This is a genomic window from Sphingomonas sp. P4_G3, assembly GCF_056401105.1.
Map to the genome: position 1 here is coordinate 81,080 of NZ_JBFUJZ010000008.1, position 19,834 is coordinate 100,913.

Annotated in this window: 22 protein-coding genes; 15 read left to right on the top strand and 7 right to left on the bottom strand. The window is 64.0% G+C overall.

Annotated features, from left to right (window positions below; genetic code table 11):
• Positions 1-3: 3 nt before the first annotated feature.
• The 9 genes from AC1DQQ_RS17495 (at position 4) to AC1DQQ_RS17535 (ending at position 9,292) form a co-directional block, all read left to right on the top strand.
• Positions 4-1,731: a phage head spike fiber domain-containing protein gene (locus AC1DQQ_RS17495; protein ID WP_478046078.1), complete on the top strand. Its 1,728-nt coding sequence runs from the start codon at positions 4-6 to the stop codon at positions 1,729-1,731.
• Positions 1,731-5,045, top strand: a complete 3,315-nt coding sequence (locus tag AC1DQQ_RS17500) for a hypothetical protein (RefSeq protein ID WP_478046079.1) — start codon at positions 1,731-1,733, stop codon at positions 5,043-5,045. The genes AC1DQQ_RS17495 and AC1DQQ_RS17500 overlap by 1 nt, the downstream gene beginning before the upstream one ends.
• On the top strand, positions 5,042-5,671 hold the full coding sequence (locus AC1DQQ_RS17505; protein WP_478046081.1) for a DUF4376 domain-containing protein: 630 nt from the start codon (positions 5,042-5,044) through the stop codon (positions 5,669-5,671). The genes AC1DQQ_RS17500 and AC1DQQ_RS17505 overlap by 4 nt, the downstream gene beginning before the upstream one ends.
• Positions 5,668-6,174 (top strand): hypothetical protein, encoded by a 507-nt coding sequence (locus tag AC1DQQ_RS17510; protein ID WP_478046083.1) that lies wholly within the window; start codon positions 5,668-5,670, stop codon positions 6,172-6,174. Before AC1DQQ_RS17505 ends, AC1DQQ_RS17510 begins: the two co-directional genes overlap by 4 nt.
• A gap of 24 nt (positions 6,175-6,198) precedes the next feature.
• Complete coding sequence (locus tag AC1DQQ_RS17515) at positions 6,199-6,837, top strand: glycoside hydrolase family 19 protein (RefSeq protein ID WP_478046085.1); 639 nt, start codon at positions 6,199-6,201, stop codon at positions 6,835-6,837.
• Positions 6,834-7,121: a hypothetical protein gene (locus tag AC1DQQ_RS17520; RefSeq protein WP_478046087.1), complete on the top strand. Its 288-nt coding sequence runs from the start codon at positions 6,834-6,836 to the stop codon at positions 7,119-7,121. The genes AC1DQQ_RS17515 and AC1DQQ_RS17520 overlap by 4 nt, the downstream gene beginning before the upstream one ends.
• Positions 7,118-7,486, top strand: a complete 369-nt coding sequence (locus AC1DQQ_RS17525; RefSeq protein WP_478046089.1) for a hypothetical protein — start codon at positions 7,118-7,120, stop codon at positions 7,484-7,486. The genes AC1DQQ_RS17520 and AC1DQQ_RS17525 overlap by 4 nt, the downstream gene beginning before the upstream one ends.
• A gap of 422 nt (positions 7,487-7,908) precedes the next feature.
• Positions 7,909-8,766, top strand: coding sequence for a hypothetical protein (locus tag AC1DQQ_RS17530; RefSeq protein WP_478046091.1), 858 nt, complete (start codon positions 7,909-7,911; stop codon positions 8,764-8,766).
• Positions 8,759-9,292: a type II toxin-antitoxin system VapC family toxin gene (locus AC1DQQ_RS17535; RefSeq protein ID WP_478046093.1), complete on the top strand. Its 534-nt coding sequence runs from the start codon at positions 8,759-8,761 to the stop codon at positions 9,290-9,292. Before AC1DQQ_RS17530 ends, AC1DQQ_RS17535 begins: the two co-directional genes overlap by 8 nt.
• 523 nt (positions 9,293-9,815) lie before the next feature.
• Here AC1DQQ_RS17535 and AC1DQQ_RS17540 read toward each other — a convergent pair.
• A complete protein-coding gene (locus tag AC1DQQ_RS17540) occupies positions 9,816-10,307 on the bottom strand; it encodes a hypothetical protein (protein WP_478046095.1) in 492 nt (163 codons plus the stop codon).
• 69 nt (positions 10,308-10,376) lie between these two features.
• Here AC1DQQ_RS17540 and AC1DQQ_RS17545 point away from each other — a divergent pair, with 69 nt between their 5' ends.
• Complete coding sequence (locus AC1DQQ_RS17545; RefSeq protein ID WP_478046096.1) at positions 10,377-10,739, top strand: hypothetical protein; 363 nt, start codon at positions 10,377-10,379, stop codon at positions 10,737-10,739.
• A 3-nt stretch (positions 10,740-10,742) separates the two neighbouring features.
• Here the strand turns inward: AC1DQQ_RS17545 and AC1DQQ_RS17550 are convergent, their stop codons facing one another.
• From AC1DQQ_RS17550 to AC1DQQ_RS17565, 4 genes are all read right to left on the bottom strand, one after another.
• Positions 10,743-11,405 carry an SOS response-associated peptidase family protein gene (locus AC1DQQ_RS17550; protein WP_478046098.1) on the bottom strand — a complete coding sequence of 221 codons (663 nt, stop codon included), beginning with the start codon at positions 11,403-11,405 and terminating at the stop codon, positions 10,743-10,745.
• Between the two features lie 258 nt (positions 11,406-11,663).
• Positions 11,664-12,848, bottom strand: a complete 1,185-nt coding sequence (locus tag AC1DQQ_RS17555) for a hypothetical protein (protein ID WP_478046099.1) — start codon at positions 12,846-12,848, stop codon at positions 11,664-11,666.
• Positions 12,849-13,271: 423 nt separating this feature from the next.
• A complete protein-coding gene (locus AC1DQQ_RS17560; RefSeq protein ID WP_478046101.1) occupies positions 13,272-13,838 on the bottom strand; it encodes a hypothetical protein in 567 nt (188 codons plus the stop codon).
• A complete protein-coding gene (locus AC1DQQ_RS17565; RefSeq protein ID WP_478046103.1) occupies positions 13,838-14,050 on the bottom strand; it encodes a hypothetical protein in 213 nt (70 codons plus the stop codon). The genes AC1DQQ_RS17560 and AC1DQQ_RS17565 overlap by 1 nt, the downstream gene beginning before the upstream one ends.
• 41 nt (positions 14,051-14,091) lie before the next feature.
• Here AC1DQQ_RS17565 and AC1DQQ_RS17570 point away from each other — a divergent pair, with 41 nt between their 5' ends.
• Positions 14,092-14,574, top strand: coding sequence for an HIRAN domain-containing protein (locus AC1DQQ_RS17570; protein ID WP_478046105.1), 483 nt, complete (start codon positions 14,092-14,094; stop codon positions 14,572-14,574).
• Positions 14,571-14,891 (top strand): hypothetical protein, encoded by a 321-nt coding sequence (locus AC1DQQ_RS17575; RefSeq protein WP_478046107.1) that lies wholly within the window; start codon positions 14,571-14,573, stop codon positions 14,889-14,891. Before AC1DQQ_RS17570 ends, AC1DQQ_RS17575 begins: the two co-directional genes overlap by 4 nt.
• A 504-nt stretch (positions 14,892-15,395) precedes the next feature.
• Here the strand turns inward: AC1DQQ_RS17575 and cueR are convergent.
• On the bottom strand, positions 15,396-15,785 hold the full coding sequence (gene cueR / locus AC1DQQ_RS17580; RefSeq protein WP_478031882.1) for a Cu(I)-responsive transcriptional regulator: 390 nt from the start codon (positions 15,783-15,785) through the stop codon (positions 15,396-15,398).
• Positions 15,782-18,133, bottom strand: coding sequence for a heavy metal translocating P-type ATPase (locus AC1DQQ_RS17585; protein WP_478046109.1), 2,352 nt, complete (start codon positions 18,131-18,133; stop codon positions 15,782-15,784). Before AC1DQQ_RS17585 ends, cueR begins: the two co-directional genes overlap by 4 nt.
• A 332-nt stretch (positions 18,134-18,465) precedes the next feature.
• On the opposite strand from AC1DQQ_RS17585, the gene AC1DQQ_RS17590 reads away from it, so the two are divergent.
• Genes AC1DQQ_RS17590 through AC1DQQ_RS17600 form a run of 3 tightly spaced genes read left to right on the top strand, consistent with a single transcriptional unit; the run spans position 18,466 to position 19,750 of the window.
• Positions 18,466-18,747 (top strand): hypothetical protein, encoded by a 282-nt coding sequence (locus AC1DQQ_RS17590; protein WP_478046111.1) that lies wholly within the window; start codon positions 18,466-18,468, stop codon positions 18,745-18,747.
• Positions 18,744-19,184 (top strand): periplasmic heavy metal sensor, encoded by a 441-nt coding sequence (locus AC1DQQ_RS17595; RefSeq protein ID WP_478046112.1) that lies wholly within the window; start codon positions 18,744-18,746, stop codon positions 19,182-19,184. Before AC1DQQ_RS17590 ends, AC1DQQ_RS17595 begins: the two co-directional genes overlap by 4 nt.
• Positions 19,181-19,750 carry an RNA polymerase sigma factor gene (locus AC1DQQ_RS17600; protein ID WP_478031877.1) on the top strand — a complete coding sequence of 190 codons (570 nt, stop codon included), beginning with the start codon at positions 19,181-19,183 and terminating at the stop codon, positions 19,748-19,750. The genes AC1DQQ_RS17595 and AC1DQQ_RS17600 overlap by 4 nt, the downstream gene beginning before the upstream one ends.
• Positions 19,751-19,834: the final 84 nt, after the last annotated feature.

Here is a 19,834-nt window from a genome sequence, read left to right on the forward strand (position 1 = left end):
CACATGGCAAACGCGATCCTGCTGGAGCCGATGGTTCCGGTAGCAATCTCTATGGCGGGCTCGCTGCTCGGCTTCGATTTCACACTGGGCTCAATGCCGGCTGGCACGTCAGTGACAAGCGCGGCGGGTAAATACTACACCACGTCGTCAGGGCTGATGACGACAGCCGGAGCGAACACCGGCCGGCTTGATTACGATCCAATCACGCACGCGTCGCGCGGCATCCTGATCGAGCCAGCCGCGACCAACCTGTCATTTCAATCGCAGACGCTTGAGGCGGCGCCGTGGGGTGCCGGTGGCGGCGGCTCAAACCCGGCGGTCACGGCCAATGCTATCAATGGTCCTGACGGCACCCTGACGGCCGATCGCATCACCCCCGGCACCACGACGGGCAACCAGCACCGCACGCAGAATGTCACGTTGCCCGCGGCTGGCGTCTATACGATCTCGGCGTTCCTCAAGCCGAACAGCTATACCAAGGCGGAGTTGGGCGCCGCCGCCACCGGCACCTTCCCGACCGTCTTTTTCGATCTGGTGACCGGCACGATCAGCCAGCAGGCGGCGGGCATAACAAACGCGACTATTCAGGCGATCGCAAACGGCTGGTTTTATTGCACGGCCACCTACACCGCTGACGCCTCCCACCTGACCGCTCAGCAACACTCGTTCGCGATCACCCTTGGCAACTCGATCGGGTTCACTGGTGATGGCACCAGCAACGGCTATGCCTGGCAGTACCAGGTCGAGGCGGGCGCCGTGGCGACGAGCCCGATCGTCACGACCAGCGCCGCAGCCACGCGCGCAGCAGACGTGCTAACCCTGAATTGGGGATCGCTCGGCGTGCCCGACGGCACCTATACGCTGCGGTACACCTTCGACGACAACAGCGCGCAAGACGTCAGCACTGTCGTTTCTGGCGGAAATTCGACGGTTCCGACCACCCTCAATCGCTCGCGGATCAAGAAGGTCCAGAACCTCGCATTTGCTGGCCCTACGCTCGATCTCGGCGTCGCATCGAACCTGCTCAACGATTATGCTGGGGTCGTCGCGCAGACGACGTGCACGATTGGGTCGACCAATCAGGCGAAAATCTCGCTCGATCTGGGCGCCGACACCGTGCTCGACACGATCCTTGTTTTCGGCGTCGAACTGTTCCCTACGAACGGCAACTTCATCATCAACTATTCGACCGCTGCGCTCGTGACCGGGAGCGACACGACCGGTGTTGCCTATGCTGGGTCGTCGCCGATGACGGGCGGGAAGGGCGTGTCCTTCTGGTCGGTGAGCACGCCGATCACCGCCCGCTATGTCGATATCGTCTATGAGGCGGGGACGGGCGTCACCGGCAAGTCGGTACGCGCCTCGCGCGTCGTCATCGGCAAGAAGATCACGCTCCAGCGCAACTTCAGCTATGGCGGCGGCCCCGGGGTCAAGGATCTCGGAACAATGGACTTCTCGCGTCGTGGCGTGATTATGCGCGCGATCGGCAAGAAGCTGCGCATCCTGTCGCTTACCTTCAGCAACATCAGGAAGGACGAGGTCCAGGCGAGCATCCGACCGATGTTCGAGCGCCAAGGCATCACCGGGCCTGTCGCGATCGTCACCGATCCCTCGGTCGACGCCGACCGCCAGAACCGTTGCTATTTCGGGACGTTCGTCGGCGACCTTGGCGTCATCCAACGCAATGCGTTGGCATGGGAGGCGAAATCCAATCTGGTGAGCTTCTTCTGATGCTCGCCGTCCTGATCGAGATCACCGCCTATGACCCCGTCGCCGCGGCGACGGTGACGCTATACGCCTCGAACGTTGATGACCCTGCGGTTTGCATGCTGAACGGCCTCACGTGGTGGCCGGCGGTCAGCAAAGTAGGGACGCTCAAATACGACCTGTTCGATGGGTCGTTCGCCGGCACAATCACGTCGCCCTCGTCTAGCGTGTCGATCCAAACCGCGCCCTGGCCGAACTTCGGCCGCTATTCCTTCGCTGATGCCCGGTTCCGCATGTGGACGGGCCAGGTCGGCGACGCATGGGGCGCCTACACGAACCGGTTTGACGGTCGTGTGACCGCGCAGCCCACGCTCCAAGATGGCGTCGCTTCGGTGACGTTCGCGACCGACGACAAGTGGCTCGATCGTTCGCTGCTATCGGTTTACGCCGGGACGACCGGAATCGAGGGGCCGGCTGCGCTCAAGGGCACCGTGAAGCCGCTGGCGCTTGGCGCGCCGCGGTATGTTCCGGGCGTGCTGATCGACACGATCAACAACGTCTTTCAGATCTCGGCCTATGGCGCCATTCAGAGCATCGAGGCATCGCTGGAGCGCCTGCTGCGCTTTGGCGCCCCGATAGGCGACTATGCGAACTATACGGCGCTGGTCGCCGCCGCGATCCCGGCCGGCCGGTGGGGGACTTGCCTCGCGCAAGGGCTGGTCCGGTTCGGCGCGCCGACGACCGGGCAAATCTGCTTTCTCGCGCAGGGCGACAACGCCGGCAGCGACGGCTGGGCTCGCAAGCCCGGCCAACTCATCCGCTATCTGGCCAAGTTGGCGGGCGGCGCCGGCAAGATTGATGACGCATCGTTGAACGCGCTCGACGCCGCACGGCCGTACAACGTCTCGATCTATCTCAACGACCAGTCGACCGCCCGCACCGTCATTCAGGCGATTGCCGCGAGTGTGAACGCGGTCGCGAACGTGTCGTGGCTCGGAAAGCTGTTTGTGGTGCCGATCCCGGCGCCTGGCGGCGCTGCCTCGATCACCTTGGCGGCCGACGGGTCAGCGCTGCCGCCGGTGACGGTCGTCCAGCAACTCGACGTCGCGGCGCCCTTCTCGAACCTCTCGCTTACGGCCGAGCGGACGTACACCGTTCACCAGCTCGGCGATATCGCGTTCACGGCCACGCTGATCGACATGGGCGCCTATGCGGCGGGGACGACGTACCGCGAAGGCAACATCGTCCAGGATCAAGGCTCGTCCTGGCTCTATATCAATCCGACGCCGTCGGCCGGCAACGCCCCGCCGACGCTGCCGACCACCAGCAACGCCTATTGGAAGGCGCTCGCGCGCGCCGGCGCCGACGCGATCGTCGGGTTCCTGACCAACGAGGCAACGACGCTTCCTGCCGACGCCGCGGGCAACGTGTCGAGCTACGCCACGGCGACGGGCAATTTCCGGGTGTTCGCCGGCACGAGCGACGTAAGCGCGCTGTTCGCGCTGTCGACGCAGGCGAACCCGCAGGCGCTCACGGTCGGCTATTCCAGTCAGACCTATACCGTCACGTCGGGGCTCGATGCTGGCGAGGATTCGGCATCGCTCACCATCCGGGCGACAGGCTCGGGCGCCTATGCCGGGCTGACGATCGACAAGGTCTTTGTCATCGGCAAGTCGAAGACCGGAACCAGCGGATCGCCTGGCTCGCCGGGTGCCAACGCCAAGCTGCTCACGGTCACCAGCGACCGACAGACGATCGCCTATGACGGCACCGGTGCCGCGACACCGACGACGCAGACGACGACCTTCACGGCGAACAAGCAGAACACGACCGCGACCGTCACATGGTCGGTGACCGATGCCGCCGGTGTCGCTCGGACGCCGACCACGACCTATCTGTCGGCATCGACCGGCGACAGCGTCACCATGACGGAGGCGCAGTTCGCCGCCGCGCGCAACGGCACGTCGGGCGTCATCGTCACCGGCACGCTGACTGACGTCGTGGTGCTCACCGACAAAATTAGTATCGTGCGCGTGGCCGGTGGTGCGGCCGGCGCCGCTGGCGCGAACACCGCCACCGTGTTCCTCTACCAGCGCAACTCGACCGGGACCGCGCCGAGCGTCCCGGCGGGAACGACCACCTATACCTTCGCCAACGGCGTGTTGAGCGGGACGATCACCGGCTGGACGCAGACTGCCCCGGATCCTGCTAACGGTCCGTTCCTGTTCGTCACGACCGCCATCGCGACCGCGACCACCGCGACCGACACCATAGCGACCGGGGAATGGTCGACGGTGCGCCTGCTCGCCCAAGACGGCAGCTTCATTGAATATCGGTTTCTCCGCCAGGCGGGGCCGCCATCGACGCCGAGCGGGGCGAGTCCGTCGGGATGGACGACGCAGCCGCCGAGCGGCACGCTCACGCTGTGGTTCGTCACTGCGCTCAAAGATGCCGCCGGCAACATGCTCGGCGGCTGGTCGACCCCGCAGTCGTTGAGCGCCACAACCCCACGCGGACCCTACGCGGGCGGCACAACCTATTATCCGGGCGATCTCGTCACCTATAACGGCGGCACGTATCTTTGCCTCGTCCAGACGACGGGCAACGCGCCGTCGGGCACCGATCAGAGCAATACATGGTGGGCGGTGTGGGCGGCACCTGGCGCAGCCGGCACGCCAGCAACGCCACCGACGCCGCCAACCGGAACGATCGGCATCGGGGCGACCGCGGGTACCGTCAACCTTCGCAGCCTGGCCAACGCCGCCGGCTACACCGGCGCGTCGAATGCGACCTATACGTTCAACGTCACCGGTAGCGTCACCGGCCTGAGCAGCGGCGGAATCGGGATCGACACCGGAAGCTGGCCGGCAGGCTACACGATCAGCCTGACGCTCAATATCGCGTCGGGCGTCTCTGTTTCCGGCGGTGGTGGCCGAGGCGGCTCGGGAGGCGGCTCGGGCTTGAATGGCGGCGACGGCATCTACGTTCAGCAAGACATCACAATTGTGAACAGCGGCGCGATCCAGGGCGGCGGCGGTGGTGGCGGCTCCAATGCGATGGCGTCGCCCTATAAACTGGGCACCGGCGGCGGCGGCGGCGGCTCGCCCAGCGGCGAAGGCGGCGCCGGCAGCGAAGGGTCTATTACGACCGGCACCGACGGCAGTCCCAACGGCGGCAGTGGTGGTACGCCGGGCGGCGGCGCGGGCGGTGCGCTTGCAGCGGCGGGTTCGGCATCGAGCGGCGGCACGCCAGGCGGCGCGCCCGGCAATGCCATCCGCAAGAACGGTCACACGGTCAGCCTCAGCGGCTCGGGCACGCTCACCGGAGCGAACTCATGAAGCAGACCTTCGCGGACATTTGGGATCGCGCGACGATCGGCACGCTGCTGCGCGTCTCGAACGGGCAGACCGAACCCGGCGACCCGACCTCGCCCGACTGGATGGCTTGGCTGTCGCACAATCACGAAGGCGAGGTCGTCGACAAGGTGGACGGGTCGCCTCGCGCTTTGTGCATTCGGTTCGAGACGTTCGTCGCCGAGTTGATCTATCCGTCGCCCGAGGATGCCGACCACCTGTTCGAGCTGGTCGAGCCCGAACTGGACGATCTCAGGGCGTGGAAGGGGTCGGCCGCGCGGGATCGCTGCGACGTGGCAATTTTCGGCGGCTGCGGAACTCCCCTCGGCCCGGTCCAGACCGATCCGAAGAGCCAGCAGTTCATTTCCGGCGCGTCAACGATGGCGATGATGGCGAAGACCGCAGGTCAGTCCTTCTCGATCGTCTGGACGATGGCCGACAACAGCAACGTCGAGCACGACGCTGACCAGATGCTCGCGCTCGGCATAGCGGTCGGCCAGTTCATCAATGCCTGCCACGGAAACCTTATCGCCATCCGGGCCGCGATCGACGCGGCCGAGGACACTGAAACACTCGACGCGATTGACCTGGAGGAAGGATGGCCCTCATGAACGACCCGGGAATTAAGGTCACCACGGCCACGGGCATCTGGACGGCCCTCGGCTCATGGCTATCGGCGGCCGGGATCGGCGCCGTCCTCATCGCGCTCATCCGTTATTCGGTGCCTTGGCGAAAGAACTCCCTCGACCACCAAGACAAGTTCATGGACGACGTGCTGCAACGGCTCGGCAAGGTCGAGGGCTTGCTTGAAGCCGAGCGCCGCGCGCATCGCATCGAGATCGCGCGCATCGAGGCTCGTGCCGCTGCGCAGCGCTCGCTCGATCGCCACCGGTTCAGCAATGCCGAGGGCTCGTTCGACGCGCTGCTGCTGCTACTCGAAACCGCCGATCTCCCCGCGAAGCTGCTGCAGGCAATCGCAAAGGTACGCGAGCAGCGCATTCGCCAGCGCGACAGCGAGAAGCAGGAATCCGCCGTCATTCACGCGGCCGAGATCGCCGCGGTCACCAAGGCCCAGGAGCAATTGGATCAAGAGGCCGCGAGCCGGCTCGACTAGGTCCGACCGACAAAGGAGACATTGATGTTCGATCCCAAGCGGGCGCAGCAGCGCCTCGCCGATCGCGGCTATGTGGTCGCGGTCGACGGCATATTCGGCCCCCGCAGCTTCGCGGCGGCCTATCGGTTCATGTCGCGCGACAAGCTCGATGACGCCGCCGCGCTGGCGCGCGGACGGGCGGCGACCGAGTGGTTCCCGAAGGGCGACCTTTTGGCGTCGGGTATGCGGCTGGCGCACTTCTTCGGGCAGACGTGCGTCGAATCGATGAACTTCACGCGCTCGCGCGAGATTTGGGGCCCGACGGCTGCGCAGCGCGGATACGAGGGCCGAAAGGATCTCGGCAACACCCAGCCCGGCGACGGCAAGCGCTACATGGGGCGCGGCGATATCGAGATCACTGGTCGCGGCAACTACGCTGCCGCCGGCCGCCGTCTCGGCATGCCGCTGGTCGATCAGCCGGAGCTTGCCGAGGCGATGCCGGCGGCTATCGCGATCTCGGTCGACTATTGGACCGCGAACAACCTCAATCGCTGGGCAGACCTTGACGACACCCTGTCGCTCAGTCGCGCCATCAATCTCGGCAATCCGCATTCCGACCACACCCCGAATGGCCTCGCCGATCGCCAGGTCGCGACCGCCCGCGCCCGCACGGTGTTCCTGTGAGCGGGCCCGGCTGGCCCGACGCGCGCGGGTGGATCGGCATCGGCAGCTATGCGCTCGTCGTGCTCGTCGTCGTACTGATCTGGCAGGACCGGACGCTGCTCAATAACGACTTCTTCAAGGTCATCGCGACCGCGATCATCCTGACCGGGTGGAACGGCGGGCCGCTGTCGTGGGCGTATGCGGCGACCAAGAGCGGCGGCGAGTTGGCCGACCGCAATGCCGACCTCGTTCAAAAGCAGGCCGAGAATAGCCCGCCGATCTCGGACGACGGAGGGAAGAAATGATCCCGCAATTCCTGATCGCCCGATTCGGGTCTACCGGCGCGAAGCTGGTCTTCTTTGGCACGATCGTCGCAGTTTTGCTGCTGGTCGTGGGCGGCATCTATCTGGCCGGCCACAGCGCCGGGAAATCGGGCAAGGTCGTCAAGGAACAGGCCCGCATGATCGACATGATCCAGAAGGTCGGCGTCGCGAACGACAATGCCGCCGCCGCACGCGTCGATGATGCGAAGCGACAAGACCAGCAAAAACAGGAGCTAAACGATGCGCTCAAGAACGCTACGGGTGACGACGATGCTCGGCGCCGCGCTGGCTGTGTCATCCTGCGCCAGCAGGGTCGAGACACAGCTTCAATTCCCGCCTGCCGCTGATCTCAAGGTCGACACCGAGCCGGCCTATCCGGTGGCCGCGCTCGATCCTTGCCCGACCAATCTGCGGTCCGATCCCTGCCCGGCCGAACAGGCCGAGCGGGCGTGGTGGAACGCAATGATCGACTGGGGCCGGTCGCACCGCGACAAGGTAGCGCTCGTCTGCGGCTGGGCTCGGGATCTCAAGATGCCGCTGCCTACGGGTTACTGCGGTGGTCGCGAATGGCGTAGATAGCCGTCCGCGAGCTGACGTCGCGATTTTGGGCATCGTTGGCAAACGCCTGATCTATAAGTCAGCTAACGTCTGATGCCCCAATCCCAAAGTTAAACGATATCGTAGCCGGTGGCGGACTAAGCCTCATCGGAAAGAGACTGCTTTACGCGGAGTCACGGGAATCCTAGACTCTGCGCCGGAGGCGTGAAGGTTGGCTAAGCCCGTCAAAATTACGATTACCGGGCCATCCGAGGGGCGCACTGACGCGCCCTCCGTCGACGATCTGCTCAATCAGATTCGGGATGTTGTGGACGTTCTGCGTGGGGTAGAAAAGGCTGTCGAGTCCGATGGCGCAAACACGTTGGTATGGCGTGTTACGAACGTCACGATGAACAGCCCTATCAGCGTCGAATTGACGCCCTACGGCAGCGGACCTGCTGACGCTGTCGCTGCTCGAATTGACTTGGTCGAAAAAACCGCAGCGCGAGGCTTCCGCGCGCTCCGCAACGGAGACATGCGCCCGCCTTACTGGCCGGACGAGATTGTCGCGCGCGCTCGAAAATTGCACTCCCGTGTTCTTAACGGCTTGTCCGACACCGTCATTGCATTTGACGCTGATCCCGAGCGCGACTGGATCGTGATTGACCGACCGGCCGCGCGAGAATTTGAGCGGTCGGTTGAGCGAGCCAAGGCTGTAGTATCGATCCCATACACTGAATTGGGGAGCGTCGAAGGTTTCGTGACGAAACCCGAGCTGGACGGCAACGACCGGGCCATTCTGCGCTTCCGGGCTCGGCTCGACGGCGCGGAAGTGAAGGCCTTCGCCTCCGGCCACGCGTTTCGTCAGATCGAACAGCTTACTTTATCCGAAGTCTGGCACGGGGTCCGCGTCAGGGTGTACGGCGCGATCCACTACAAGGGCTTGGGAACCATCGAAACCATCAATGCGACCAGCATCGAGCTACTAGATAGCCAGACGCTTCCGGGCATCGATGATATCGTGGATCCGAACTTCACGGGTCGACTAACTAGCGACGAGTTCCTGCGGGAGCTTCGCGCCGATGACTAAGCCTCTACCCCGTATCTATTGGGATGCGAACGCGTGGATTGCATACATCCGAAAGGAGATGCCCGCATCGGACAATACGATCACGGTGCCGCGCTACGAGATGTGCCGAGATGTACTGCGCCGGGCGGAAAAGCGTGAAATAGAGATCGCTACATCGGCATTCACGCTGTCAGAAGTATGCAAGCGTCGGTCGGAAGCGCACGACCCTTCGATCAATCTGCCAGCGTTTTTCGACCAGCCGTACATCCTACTTATCCCAGTGGATAAGCGGGTTGGTCTCATGGCGCAAAATCTGCAACTGACCGGTGTTGGAAAGCTCAAGCCACAGGATGCTACGCACGTTGCGTCCGCCTTGGTTTGGAGCGTCCCCATTATGCACACGTTCGATGGCCCGCTGCGCGATCTGAATAAAATTCTGACGTGCGCCGATGGCGCGCAACTTGAAATCATGATGCCCGGCGAAGAAGTGCCGGTCCCAGAATTGTTGAAAGCGATGCAGGACGACGGATCAAAAAAACCAGCTTGAGAAGGTCAAGGAAGCCGCGCGCGCCCTTGAGACGGACGACGACGAAGCCCGCTTTGACGAGCGCGTGCGGAAGCTGGTGAAGTAGAAGTCGAACAGCGAAAGGGCGTGGCGGGCATGGTGGTTAGCATAGCGCTGGCGATGACGCTGGCCTCAGGATTGGCGGCCGATGTCCCGCCCTGCAAAAGTGGCAAGGCAATCTGCAAACCGTGGGAACGAGCATGGCCAGCCGATCCAGGGTATGACACAGGCCCGTTCAATTTAGTCCTGCGATGGGGCGGTGCCGCGCCGGTCGTGATCCGTTACGAAAACCGGACAAGATGTGAATTGGCCGCGCTCCAAGTTGATACGCAGGGAGGCTTACTCGGCAAGGAGCTTCGAGATGATGGCACTGTGATTGAGCCTGAATCGGTCGTGTCAGGCGTCAACACACCTTGGGCATTCTGCATCCCCGCATAACCTGGCTGGCAACGACGAAATCGGGGTATGCCGCGACCAACTTCGTTGCCGCCACTGGGGCGCTCGCCTACAAATACCCGCAGTCTCGGCTCTTGCGTTGCGCCTCGCGGCGGGCGCGATCCTGCGCCTCCCATTCCGCGAGCCGTTTAGCTTCCATCTCGCGGGCCTCACGAAACACCTTATCGGCATTTCCCGACGTCCGCGCGTCAGCGATCATCGTTTGAGGCACGCCAGGACACTTCCATCGCGGGATCGCGTTCATGATCCCGTTGAGCGCGGTCCGGGCATAGGTCGAGCGCAGATACCATCCTTGGCTAGGATGAAACGCTCCCTCTTGGGCGTCCTGAACGGTATTCCAGAAATCAGTGAAGCATTGCACGTCACCGTTGCTCTGGCTGTAGAGGAACGCCAGCGCGAACCGGAGGCCGAAGGTCGGCTTGAGCGGCGCGACCTGGGACGCATCGGCATATTCCGAGAGAGCGCAAAGGCCTTTGAAGATCATCAGGTCGCGGTCGAATCGCATCCACGCGAATGACCATATCGGCGCCGAGTCGGGCAAGCGATTTGCGAACGAACCGAGAACAAACTATGCTGAGGGCATATCCCGAGTCGGACAATGGAGACTGAGATGACGATCGACGAGATGCTGGCGGGCGACTGGAAACTGCTGATCGAGGAGATGTCGGCGGACGAAGCCGAGACGCTGACATTCGACGCCGGACGCGTGCTCAAGGATGCCGAGCAGGTCGGAACCTATAGTGTCGGTGCGGACGTCGTTACCGTCACCCAGGGCAGCACGACAATCACGTTCAAGATGCCCGATCTCAGCCCGGTGCTTCCTGGTATCGAGCCGGCGCCCATTAACTTCCTACAGGCGAACGCGAGCTTTGCCATCCCAGACGACGAACCGCTCGATATGTGTGCGTCTCTTGCCCGTGTGACGATGGACAAGCTTTCCGAAGACGAGGTGAAGTCGCGGCTGGCGGCCTGACCGCTACGCCGTCAAGCCCCGTGGCGGACGAGGATCTCGGATGCCACGGGTCGGGAAGTCCGGCCCGCGCACCGTCATACGCTCAGTTGGGTAGGGCCGCTGCAACGTCAGCGCCTCGTCGTAATCGCAGGTCAGCCAACGGTCGTAATACTCCGGATCGACGATCGTCACCATCGCTTTCGGATGGATCGGCGCGACAAGCTCGTTGGCATCGCATGTCACCATCGCAAAGAAGCGCTCGCCGACGATTTCTTGCCAGAAGCCTGCAATCGCGAACACCGGTTGGTCGGGCACCGCAAACCACATCTCGCCTTTGATCGGTTTCTTGCCGTCGCCGAGGTCGACAGGGCCGGGCGTCCATTCAGCGAACTCCGTTACCGGGATCAGGCAGCGCTTCTCCGGGTTGCTGGCGAGCGCCTTCCACTGCGGTAGGTGGAGATTGCGGACGTTCGTCATTGGCCAAGCCGCGGCACCACTCAGCACGTCCCAGCCCATTACATCCACGCCTCTGCCGCGCTCGTCCTGCCGGATGACATGCGCGCGCGACTTCGGGACGAGCTCGGCCGGATTGAACCTATTGTCCATCGGCCGCGGCGTCGCCCAGTTCAGGCGGAACTGCGAGAAGAGGAAATCCGAGTCGCCGGGCGCGCGAGCGCGGTTGCACACGTGGATCAGGCCGGCTTAGCGCCTAGCGTCCCGCACTTCACGAATTTACCGCCAGCGCCACGGCATTTCTTCGCGGGCGCGGCCTTGGGTGGGGGGCATTTGACGAACCTGCCATGTGCGTCGCGGCAGCGGTTGCCGGCGAGCGATGGAGTCGCGACCATAGCGACCGCGGCAAGAGCAAAAGCGAAACGGACCATCGGCGAATCCTCCCTTGTGATCAGGGGAGACTGCCGACAGTGGGACCGCCCGGCAAGATGATTAGTCAAACAGGTTTTGTCGACTGAGCCAATCCTCGATCACGGCACCAGACACCTCTGACTCCTTCGCCTCCAGCCTTTTCTGCAACCAACCCACGAATCGGATCGTACTTTGACCGCTAACGCTGGGATCAGGCTGCATCAAAGCTATCAGTCGGCGAAGCTGATCAAGGTGATCGAGTTCGTTGAGCAGCCTCGTCAGTTCGGTGTTGCGGCGTTCTTCCAACGCGCGATGACGAGCTTCGACCGCTCTGCGTTCGGCTTCCTCGCGATCGGCCTTGTTCCGCGCTTCTATCCACGCCGCTCGCTCCACCTTCGCCGCGAGCATGACCTCTAACCCAACGGCGATATCGCTCGCCATGTTTTCAACACGTTGTGCCCGACCGTCCCTGAAAGCGCCGCGAGGCGAAACCGCGCCAGAATACACTCGCTCGATCTCGAAGAAGAGGTGGCCGGTGGCGTTGTAATCCCAGTCGGGCAATTTAGGCCTGCGATCTACATAATCGACCCAAGATTGTCCCGGTCCTGGCGACCAAGGTTTGTTTCTCCATTTATCTTGCGCGGCCCTTTCTTCCGCCGTTAGAACGTGCTTGTGTCGCTTGACGACCTCCGTGATTTCGAAGCCGATTGAGTGATCCTCACCCGCGACTTCCGCAGATGCTTTGCCCTCGACTAGCCGAAGTCCTTGGTGGTGTATGGCTTGGAAAACGTTGCGCAAGATCAACGACAATCGTTCGACCGATGCGGGTGTGACTTCGCATTTTACGACGTTCGGTGACTCTGATCGGACCAAGCCTTTGTGATCTGGGCGTGCCTGGGAGAGGTGCTTAATGGTGCGTGCGACGATCGGGTTCGTGCCCGCATTATCGTCAATTACGAAGCTAGATATTCTCACTCGGGCTGCTTCTCTGATTGACGTGAGCGAGGGCGGTTCGGCGCTACGGTCATTGCCAGCAATTGTAATCTCGCTCGGTTCACCAGCGACCGTCTGCGATAACTCGGCGCGCGCTACCGATTGGCCCGCGGCCTTTTTCGCCCACCAACCTAAAGGTGGCGTCGGAATAGCATTCCTCACGCAGATCTTGTGAATTGCTACGTCCGATAGACCGAACTCTTTCGCCCAGTGTGTGACCGGCTTCGACCACACCATGTCGTAGAACTCGTCGCGCGAGTAGGTCCTGGCCATCGGGCGACTCCTTCGTGTTGCTCCTGATGCTATATCGGCCAGATGGACGAGCGCGACATCACACAGCTTTCCGATGCAGCGCCGCTCGCCGACTTGTACGATCGTCTCTGCCGCGCGTTGGATAAGGGAACGGGGATTAGGCTCCGCCCCGCAGACGTCGATTGGTTGATAGTATCGGGTGCATACCAGCGCATCTTAGAAGCGGTCGCCGAAGTCGCCTTTGATGAAGCGGTAGCGCGAATAGAGGCACGCGGCCAAGAGGTTCCCGAGGCCCTGTTGAAGGGGCGGGGAAATGATCGCACGCCGCCTGCTTAGCGCAACGACGTCGGGAAGGCGGGCCGCGTGCCGGGAGAGGCACGGCAGCCAACGGCCGAGCTTGCCGCCAACGGGTGGAGCAAGGTGCGACGCCGTCGGGCCGCTCCCTCATTTCACCGGCTTGAGCGCCGGCGGCCCTATCTCGACCATGTCGCCATTCGGCATGATCTGCCGGTGTCGGCCGCGCCAGCGGATCACCGGTAGCTGCCAATCTTCGATCCGCGCCGGACTGTCGTCGGTGGCCTCGATGAAAAAGCTGACGAGGTTCGTGGTTTGCTGTCGAGCGCCCAGCGCGTCGATCACAGCTTGCTGATCTGCCGTGACGTACGTCACCTCGATACGCTCGATCCGGGGCACGTCCAGCGCGGCACCATCAACCCGCACGATCCCGGCGGCATCCTCCCCGCCGGACAGCGCTGCGACTACGGCGCTCAATTCCTCGAGAGTGACATAGAGGTTCGCCCGGCAGACAGGCTTGCCCTCGTGCTGCGACCCAGCGCCCTCGGTCATCAACGAGACGTGGATGGGGATACCGTCGCCCATCTCCTCGCCCGCCTCCCCGAAGACGAGGTATTGCCCCGACACGATGCACGACACCGCGCGCGGCCCTCGCCGGGCACGCTGGCGCACCGCCTGCGTCGGGAAGCGTATCACCTTGCCCTTGTCGTCGGACATCAGGTCGGGATGACGTTGCGCAACACCAAATTATCGACTTGGTCGAGATCGGCGGCGACATCGGCCACGCTCGCGTGCGGCAGTAGGACCCGCCATTCCGTGCCGCGAAGCACGATTTCAACGTTGGCGCCGTTGTGGTGGATCAGAACGATGTCATCGGTGTTCACGACGACCTGGCCCTTTGGCAGGGCATCTAATTGGACGAGCGGCATCCGTATCTCCTCGAATCATCTGCTAGTGCTATAGCGTCCCGATGGACGAGCGCGAATTGAGCCTGGCTGTCGTCGGCATCAATCACCCGAACGAGGATCGGCGCAAGACGAGCCGCCGCTTCGAGGTCGAGATCTCCACGCCGGGGGAGCCCGTGACGTTCCGGTTCGAACCGAAAAACCCGCACGACCCGCAGGCGATCGCCGTCGACAGCGCCCGCGGTATCCAGATCGGCTATATCCGCAGCGAGCAAAACGCGTGGATCGGCAGCAAGATCAGGAACGAGACTTATGAAGTCGTGTTCCAGGAGCCGCGCCCGAATTGCGCGGTCGTTCGCATCAGGTTCGGCGGCGGCGCGCCGACGCTGCCCCCGCCACGACCACCGGGACCAGAACCATCCGACGAGACATCGCAGTTGTCGCCCGCCGAGTGGGATAACCTCTATCCCGACGTGCCCGGCGACTATGGACCGGGAGGCGATTCGCTCGACGGCGTCGATCCAGAGGGCCCGGAGTGGGGCGCGTGACGGACGACGCCGAGACGCCGGTCGTCGGTTGGATCGACTATGTAATCGCGAGCGACGATCCCGCCGATCGCGCCCTCGCGGCAGAGTTCGCCGCCAACTGGAAGGCGAACCAGGCGATGCAAGAGCGCATCCTCGCCGAAGGTCCGTCGGTGGGGGTATGGCAGGTTATTGAGCGTCAGCAGCGGGAAACGGACGAGCTTCGCGAACGCGTCTATGTCCGCGCAAAGGAACTCGCCGAGGCGGGTAGCCCGCCTGCGGATCGGGGCGTTTTCGACGCTTGGATTGACCTCAACATGGTCCCGCGAACGCTTATGTAGGGAACGGAGCGGTTCGAATGGGACTTCGTTCCGAAACCGGGGTCGGTTTCAAACACCGACCCCGGTTCCGCGACCCCGAAGGGGCGGTTTGAAGGGCCTAGCGGAACGTCGCGCAGGCGACGACCGCTAATCCCAAGATCAACAATGCGGTGATTGCGAACCAACCAGAGGCACGCGCGCGAAAGCGCTTGCCCAGCCGGACGCTCAAGTTGTGTTGGTACCTCATGTCGATTTTCTTCCATTTGGAAGAAAGGGGTCGGCATGCCATTCATTCAGAAACCGAGGCCGGTATATCACGTCGTCCCAGCTTGAAACAGGGTACTTTTTCGAGCTATGGTATAATCTATGGCATGATACGGCAGGCGCTAGAAATTCGGACGCAATTTCAAAGCGTAATTCGTTTGGTGTGACGGGCTCCGTCTCCGCCAAAACGCCGGCACCGTGATCGAGTGCCATTGGCGGCGTCGCGGTTGCAGCCGGCAGTTGCAATGCCATGCGGCATCTTCACTCGCTCGCCAGATTATCGAGGATCGGGCAGTCGGGCCGGGTGTCGCCGTGGCAGCGTTGGGCGAGGTCGATCAGCGTCCGTCGCATCGCCTCGAGCGCTTCGGCCTTGCGATGGAGTTCTCTGGCTCGCGTCGTGGCCAATGCCTTGACTTCGGCGCTCGCGCGGCTGCGGTCGTTCCACAGGTCAAGCAATGTGCGGATGTCCTCGATCGGAAAGCCGAGGTCGCGCGCATTGGCGATGAAGCGCAACCGGTGGAGATCGGCGGGCGAATAATCGCGATAACCGCTGTCGCGCCGCGGCGCGCGCGGGATCAGCCCGATCTTCTCGTAGTGGCGGATCATCCGCTGCGAGACGCCGCTCGCTTCCGAGGCCTGGCCGATGTTCATAGCTTCACCGCGTTGAGTCGGAGCGCGTTCAATACCACCGTGAAGCTCGACAGCGCCATCGCCGCGCCCGCGAACATCGGCGACATCAGGATCCCGGCGACCGGGTAGAGCACGCCCGCCGCGACCGGCACGCCGATCCCGTTGAACAGGAACGAGAAGAACAGGTTCTGGCGGATATTGCCCATCGTCGCATGTGCGAGCCTGCGTGCCCTCACCATTGCCGACAAGTCGCCCTTGGTCAGCGTCATGCCCGCGCTTTCGATCGCGACATCGGTGCCGGTCCCCATCGCCACCCCGACATCGGCCGCTGCCAGCGCGGGCGCGTCGTTGATGCCGTCGCCGGCCATCGCCACGGTGGCGCCCTTCGCCTTGAGTTCGCCGACGATGCGCGCCTTGTCCTCGGGCTTGAGATCGGCATGGACTTCGTCAATCCCGCCGATCTGGCGGGCGATCGCCTCTGCCGTGCCGCGGCTGTCGCCGGTCAGCATGACGATCCTGAGCCCGTCGCGGTGCAGCGCGGCGATCGCGTCGCGGGCCGATTCCTTGAGCGGGTCGGCGACCGCGACCAGACCGGCCAGCCGTCCCTCGATCGCCACCAACATGACCCCGGCGCCTTCGCTGCGATGACGTTCGGCGGTTTCGTCCAACGCCGCCGGATCGATTCCGACGCGCCGCATCTGTGCGGCATTGCCAACGACTACCGCGCGCCCGCCGACGCGCCCGCTGATCCCGAGACCGGTCTGCGATTCGAAATCCTCGACCGGCGCCAGCTCCAGGCGTCTCGCCTCGGCCGCCTCGACGATCGCGCGCGCCAGCGGGTGCTCCGAACGGCTCTCGACCGCCGCCGCGGCGGCGATCAGCGCGTCTTCGCCCAGGTCGCCGAGCGGCTCGGCGGCGATCAGCTTGGGCCGCCCCTCCGTCAGCGTTCCGGTCTTGTCGATCACCAGCGTGTCGACCTTTTCCAGCGCCTGCAACGCCTCGGCATTCTTGACCAGTACGCCGGCATGCGCGCCGCGTCCGGTCCCGACCATGATCGACATCGGCGTCGCGAGCCCGAGCGCGCAGGGGCACGCGATGATCAGCACCGCGATTGCGTTCAACAGCGCGTGGCCGAAGCGCGGCTCGGGACCGACCAAATTCCACACTACGAACGTGGCGACCGCGATCGCGACGACCAGCGGCACGAACCATCCCGAGATGCGGTCGGCTACCGCCTGAATCGGCGCCCGGCTGCGCTGTGCCTGCGCGACCATCTTGACGATCCGGGCGAGCACCGTGTCGGAGCCGATCGCCCGGGCTTCGATCACCAGGCTGCCGGTGCCGTTGACCGTGCCGCCGGTGACCCGCGCCTGCGCCTCCTTGAGCACCGGCGCGGGCTCGCCGGTCAGCATCGATTCGTCGACCGGGGAACGGCCCTCGATAACCATGCCGTCGACCGGGATCGCTTCGCCCGGGCGCACGCGCAGCCTGTCGCCGACCATGACTTCGCCCAACGGCACTTCGCTCTCGCCGCCGTCGGCATCGATCCGGCGCGCCGTTTTTGGCGCGAGGTTGAGCAGCGCCCGGATCGCGCGCCCGGTCGCCGCGCGGGCGCGGAGTTCGAGCACTTGTCCCAGCAGCACCAAGGTCACTACGACGCCGGCCGCCTCATAATAAACCGGGATCATCATGCCGTGTTGCCGGAAGCTGGGCGGAAACAGGCCGGGCGCGACCGTGGCGACCAGGCTGTACGTGAACGCCGCGCCAACGCCGATCGCGATCAGTGTGAACATATTATAGTGCCGGGTCTTGAGCGACGCCCAGCCGCGCTCGAAAAACGGCAATCCACCCCACAGCACGATCGGCGCCGTCAGCAGCAATTGCACCCAGGGCGACCACTTCGGGTCGACGAGGCGGATGCCGAGCATTTCGGCGCCCATCGAGATCGCGAGTAACGGCAAGGTGAGCACGCCCGACACCCATAGTCGCCGCGTGAAGTCGACCAGCTCGGGATTGGGTGCATCGTCGAGCGACGGCTCTTCGGGCTCGAGCGCCATGCCGCAGATCGGGCACGTGCCCGGACCGTCGCGACGGATCTGCGGGTGCATCGGACAGGTCCAGATGGTGCCTGGCGCCGCCTCGGATTCTGGGCGGGCGCCACCCAGATAGGATTCAGGGCTGGCCACGAACTTGGCGCGGCAGCCGGCGCTGCAGAAATGATAGTCTTGCCCATCATGCTCGGCATGGTGCGGCGTCGCGGCCGGATCCACGGTCATGCCGCAGACCGGGTCCTTCACCTGGCCCTCGGTCAGGGCGTGACCGGAACAGCAGCCGCTCGCGGGATGGGCATGGGGGTCGGCGTGATTCATGTAACGGTCCTCCGATGCCGCCCCATGTGGGGTCTGACATCATGTCAGGGTCAAGCCCCGAATTTATGCCGCCCCGGCCCGGCGATCTCGATCGGAGTGGGCATAAGCCGCAACCGGCGCAACAAGCAGCACGGCCGCGCTGATCGGGGCAAAACGCAAAAGCGGCATTCTCCGGAGGGCCGACAAGACGTCGGCAATCAGGAGTACGCATCTCGCCCCAGCAACCCCTCATCAATCAGCACAGAAATTTTGCGATTCGGGGCCCGCACGTTTTTTTTGAGGGATTGCTTCGCCCGGCGCGTAAGAGCGAGAAAGGGCGAGCGGAGATGGTTATGGAACAGGATCTGGACGCGGCCCTTCGACGGCTTTCGACCATACCGGCGCACCCGGGGCTCATGTCGATCGAAGGCGCGGTGCTCGGGCGGTTGCACGACCGTGCATGCACGACGACCGTACACGGAATTGGAATCGGAGCCGTCGCCGTTGTCGCGGCGCTGACGCTCGGGATTATAAGCGGCGGTTCGCTTCAGGCGAAGGCGGCACCTGACACGCTTTCGCCGTTCGGTCCCTCGAGCCCGCTCGCACCGTCGACCCTGCTGACGGCCAGCCAGTGAAACCGCTGCGCTGGACGATCGTCATCGCGGTGGTGGCGTTCCTGGCCGGCATCGCCGGGGTGTTTATCGGCCGCGCGCTGGTTCCCGTGCCGCAAGACGAGGGCACCGAACTCCATGGGGTGCTCCACCATCAACTACATCTCGATCGGGGGCAGGAGGTTCGGCTCGACGCACTTGAGCAGCGCTTCGCGATCCGCCGTCGCGCGCTCGAGCTCGAGCTACGCGCCGCCAATGCGCGACTCGCGGGCGCAATCCAGGCCGAGCACGGCAATGGTCCGCAGGTCGCCGCCGCGGTCGATGCTTCGCATGCCGTGATGGGCGAGCTCCAGAAGGATACGCTCGCGCATATCTTCGCGATGCGACAAATACTGCGGCCGGATCAGGCGGCGACATTCGATCAGGCGGTGGTGAAGGCGCTGACCGTCGACGCGCGGTGACGCTCGATCTCACCGCGCTGACCGACGGCGAGCTGGCCGCGCTCAGCATCGCCGGGCGCGACTCCGCCTTCGCGGAGATCATGCGCCGCCACCGCGAGCCCCTGTATCGCATCATCGCGAACAATATCGGCGATACCGACGAGGCGCTCGACCTCGTGCAGGAAAGTTTCGTTGCCGCGCACCGCGCGCTCGTGCGCTACGAGCCCGACCGCCCGATGCGGCGCTGGCTCGTGACGATCGCGCTCAACAAGTGCCGCGATTGGCGCCGCCGGCGCGCGGTCAGGCGATTGTTCGCGTTCGCTCTGCCGCTTGATGACACCAGCAACCAGATCGCCGAGGATCGCACGCTCCCCGACGCGGAGGCCGCCGGCCGCGAGGAAATGGCGCGCCTCTCGCGTGCGATCGCCGAGCTTCCGGCGGCGCTCCGCGAGCCCCTGATCCTGCACACGATCGACGAGCTGAGTCAGGGCGAGACCGCTGCAATATTGTCGATCAGCGAGAAGGCGGTCGAGACACGCATACGCCGCGCGCGCGCCAAGCTTGCCGAGCGCCTCGGCAGAGGCTGAATCGCGGTGCTTGACCCTGACATAGTGTCAGACCCCATGTTGTCCGGGAAAAGTGAGGGGCACGCGCACGACGTGCGTATGCCT

Coding starts and splice junctions, on each gene's coding strand:
- AC1DQQ_RS17495 (WP_478046078.1), top strand. CDS start 4: ATGGCAAACGCGATCCTGCTGGAGCCGATGGTTCCGGTAGCAATCTCT.
- AC1DQQ_RS17500 (WP_478046079.1), top strand. CDS start 1,731: ATGCTCGCCGTCCTGATCGAGATCACCGCCTATGACCCCGTCGCCGCG.
- AC1DQQ_RS17505 (WP_478046081.1), top strand. CDS start 5,042: ATGAAGCAGACCTTCGCGGACATTTGGGATCGCGCGACGATCGGCACG.
- AC1DQQ_RS17510 (WP_478046083.1), top strand. CDS start 5,668: ATGAACGACCCGGGAATTAAGGTCACCACGGCCACGGGCATCTGGACG.
- AC1DQQ_RS17515 (WP_478046085.1), top strand. CDS start 6,199: ATGTTCGATCCCAAGCGGGCGCAGCAGCGCCTCGCCGATCGCGGCTAT.
- AC1DQQ_RS17525 (WP_478046089.1), top strand. CDS start 7,118: ATGATCCCGCAATTCCTGATCGCCCGATTCGGGTCTACCGGCGCGAAG.
- AC1DQQ_RS17535 (WP_478046093.1), top strand. CDS start 8,759: ATGACTAAGCCTCTACCCCGTATCTATTGGGATGCGAACGCGTGGATT.
- AC1DQQ_RS17545 (WP_478046096.1), top strand. CDS start 10,377: ATGACGATCGACGAGATGCTGGCGGGCGACTGGAAACTGCTGATCGAG.
- AC1DQQ_RS17555 (WP_478046099.1), bottom strand. CDS start 12,848: ATGGCCAGGACCTACTCGCGCGACGAGTTCTACGACATGGTGTGGTCG.
- AC1DQQ_RS17560 (WP_478046101.1), bottom strand. CDS start 13,838: ATGTCCGACGACAAGGGCAAGGTGATACGCTTCCCGACGCAGGCGGTG.
- AC1DQQ_RS17565 (WP_478046103.1), bottom strand. CDS start 14,050: ATGCCGCTCGTCCAATTAGATGCCCTGCCAAAGGGCCAGGTCGTCGTG.
- AC1DQQ_RS17570 (WP_478046105.1), top strand. CDS start 14,092: ATGGACGAGCGCGAATTGAGCCTGGCTGTCGTCGGCATCAATCACCCG.
- cueR (WP_478031882.1), bottom strand. CDS start 15,785: ATGAACATCGGCCAGGCCTCGGAAGCGAGCGGCGTCTCGCAGCGGATG.
- AC1DQQ_RS17585 (WP_478046109.1), bottom strand. CDS start 18,133: ATGAATCACGCCGACCCCCATGCCCATCCCGCGAGCGGCTGCTGTTCC.
- AC1DQQ_RS17590 (WP_478046111.1), top strand. CDS start 18,466: ATGGAACAGGATCTGGACGCGGCCCTTCGACGGCTTTCGACCATACCG.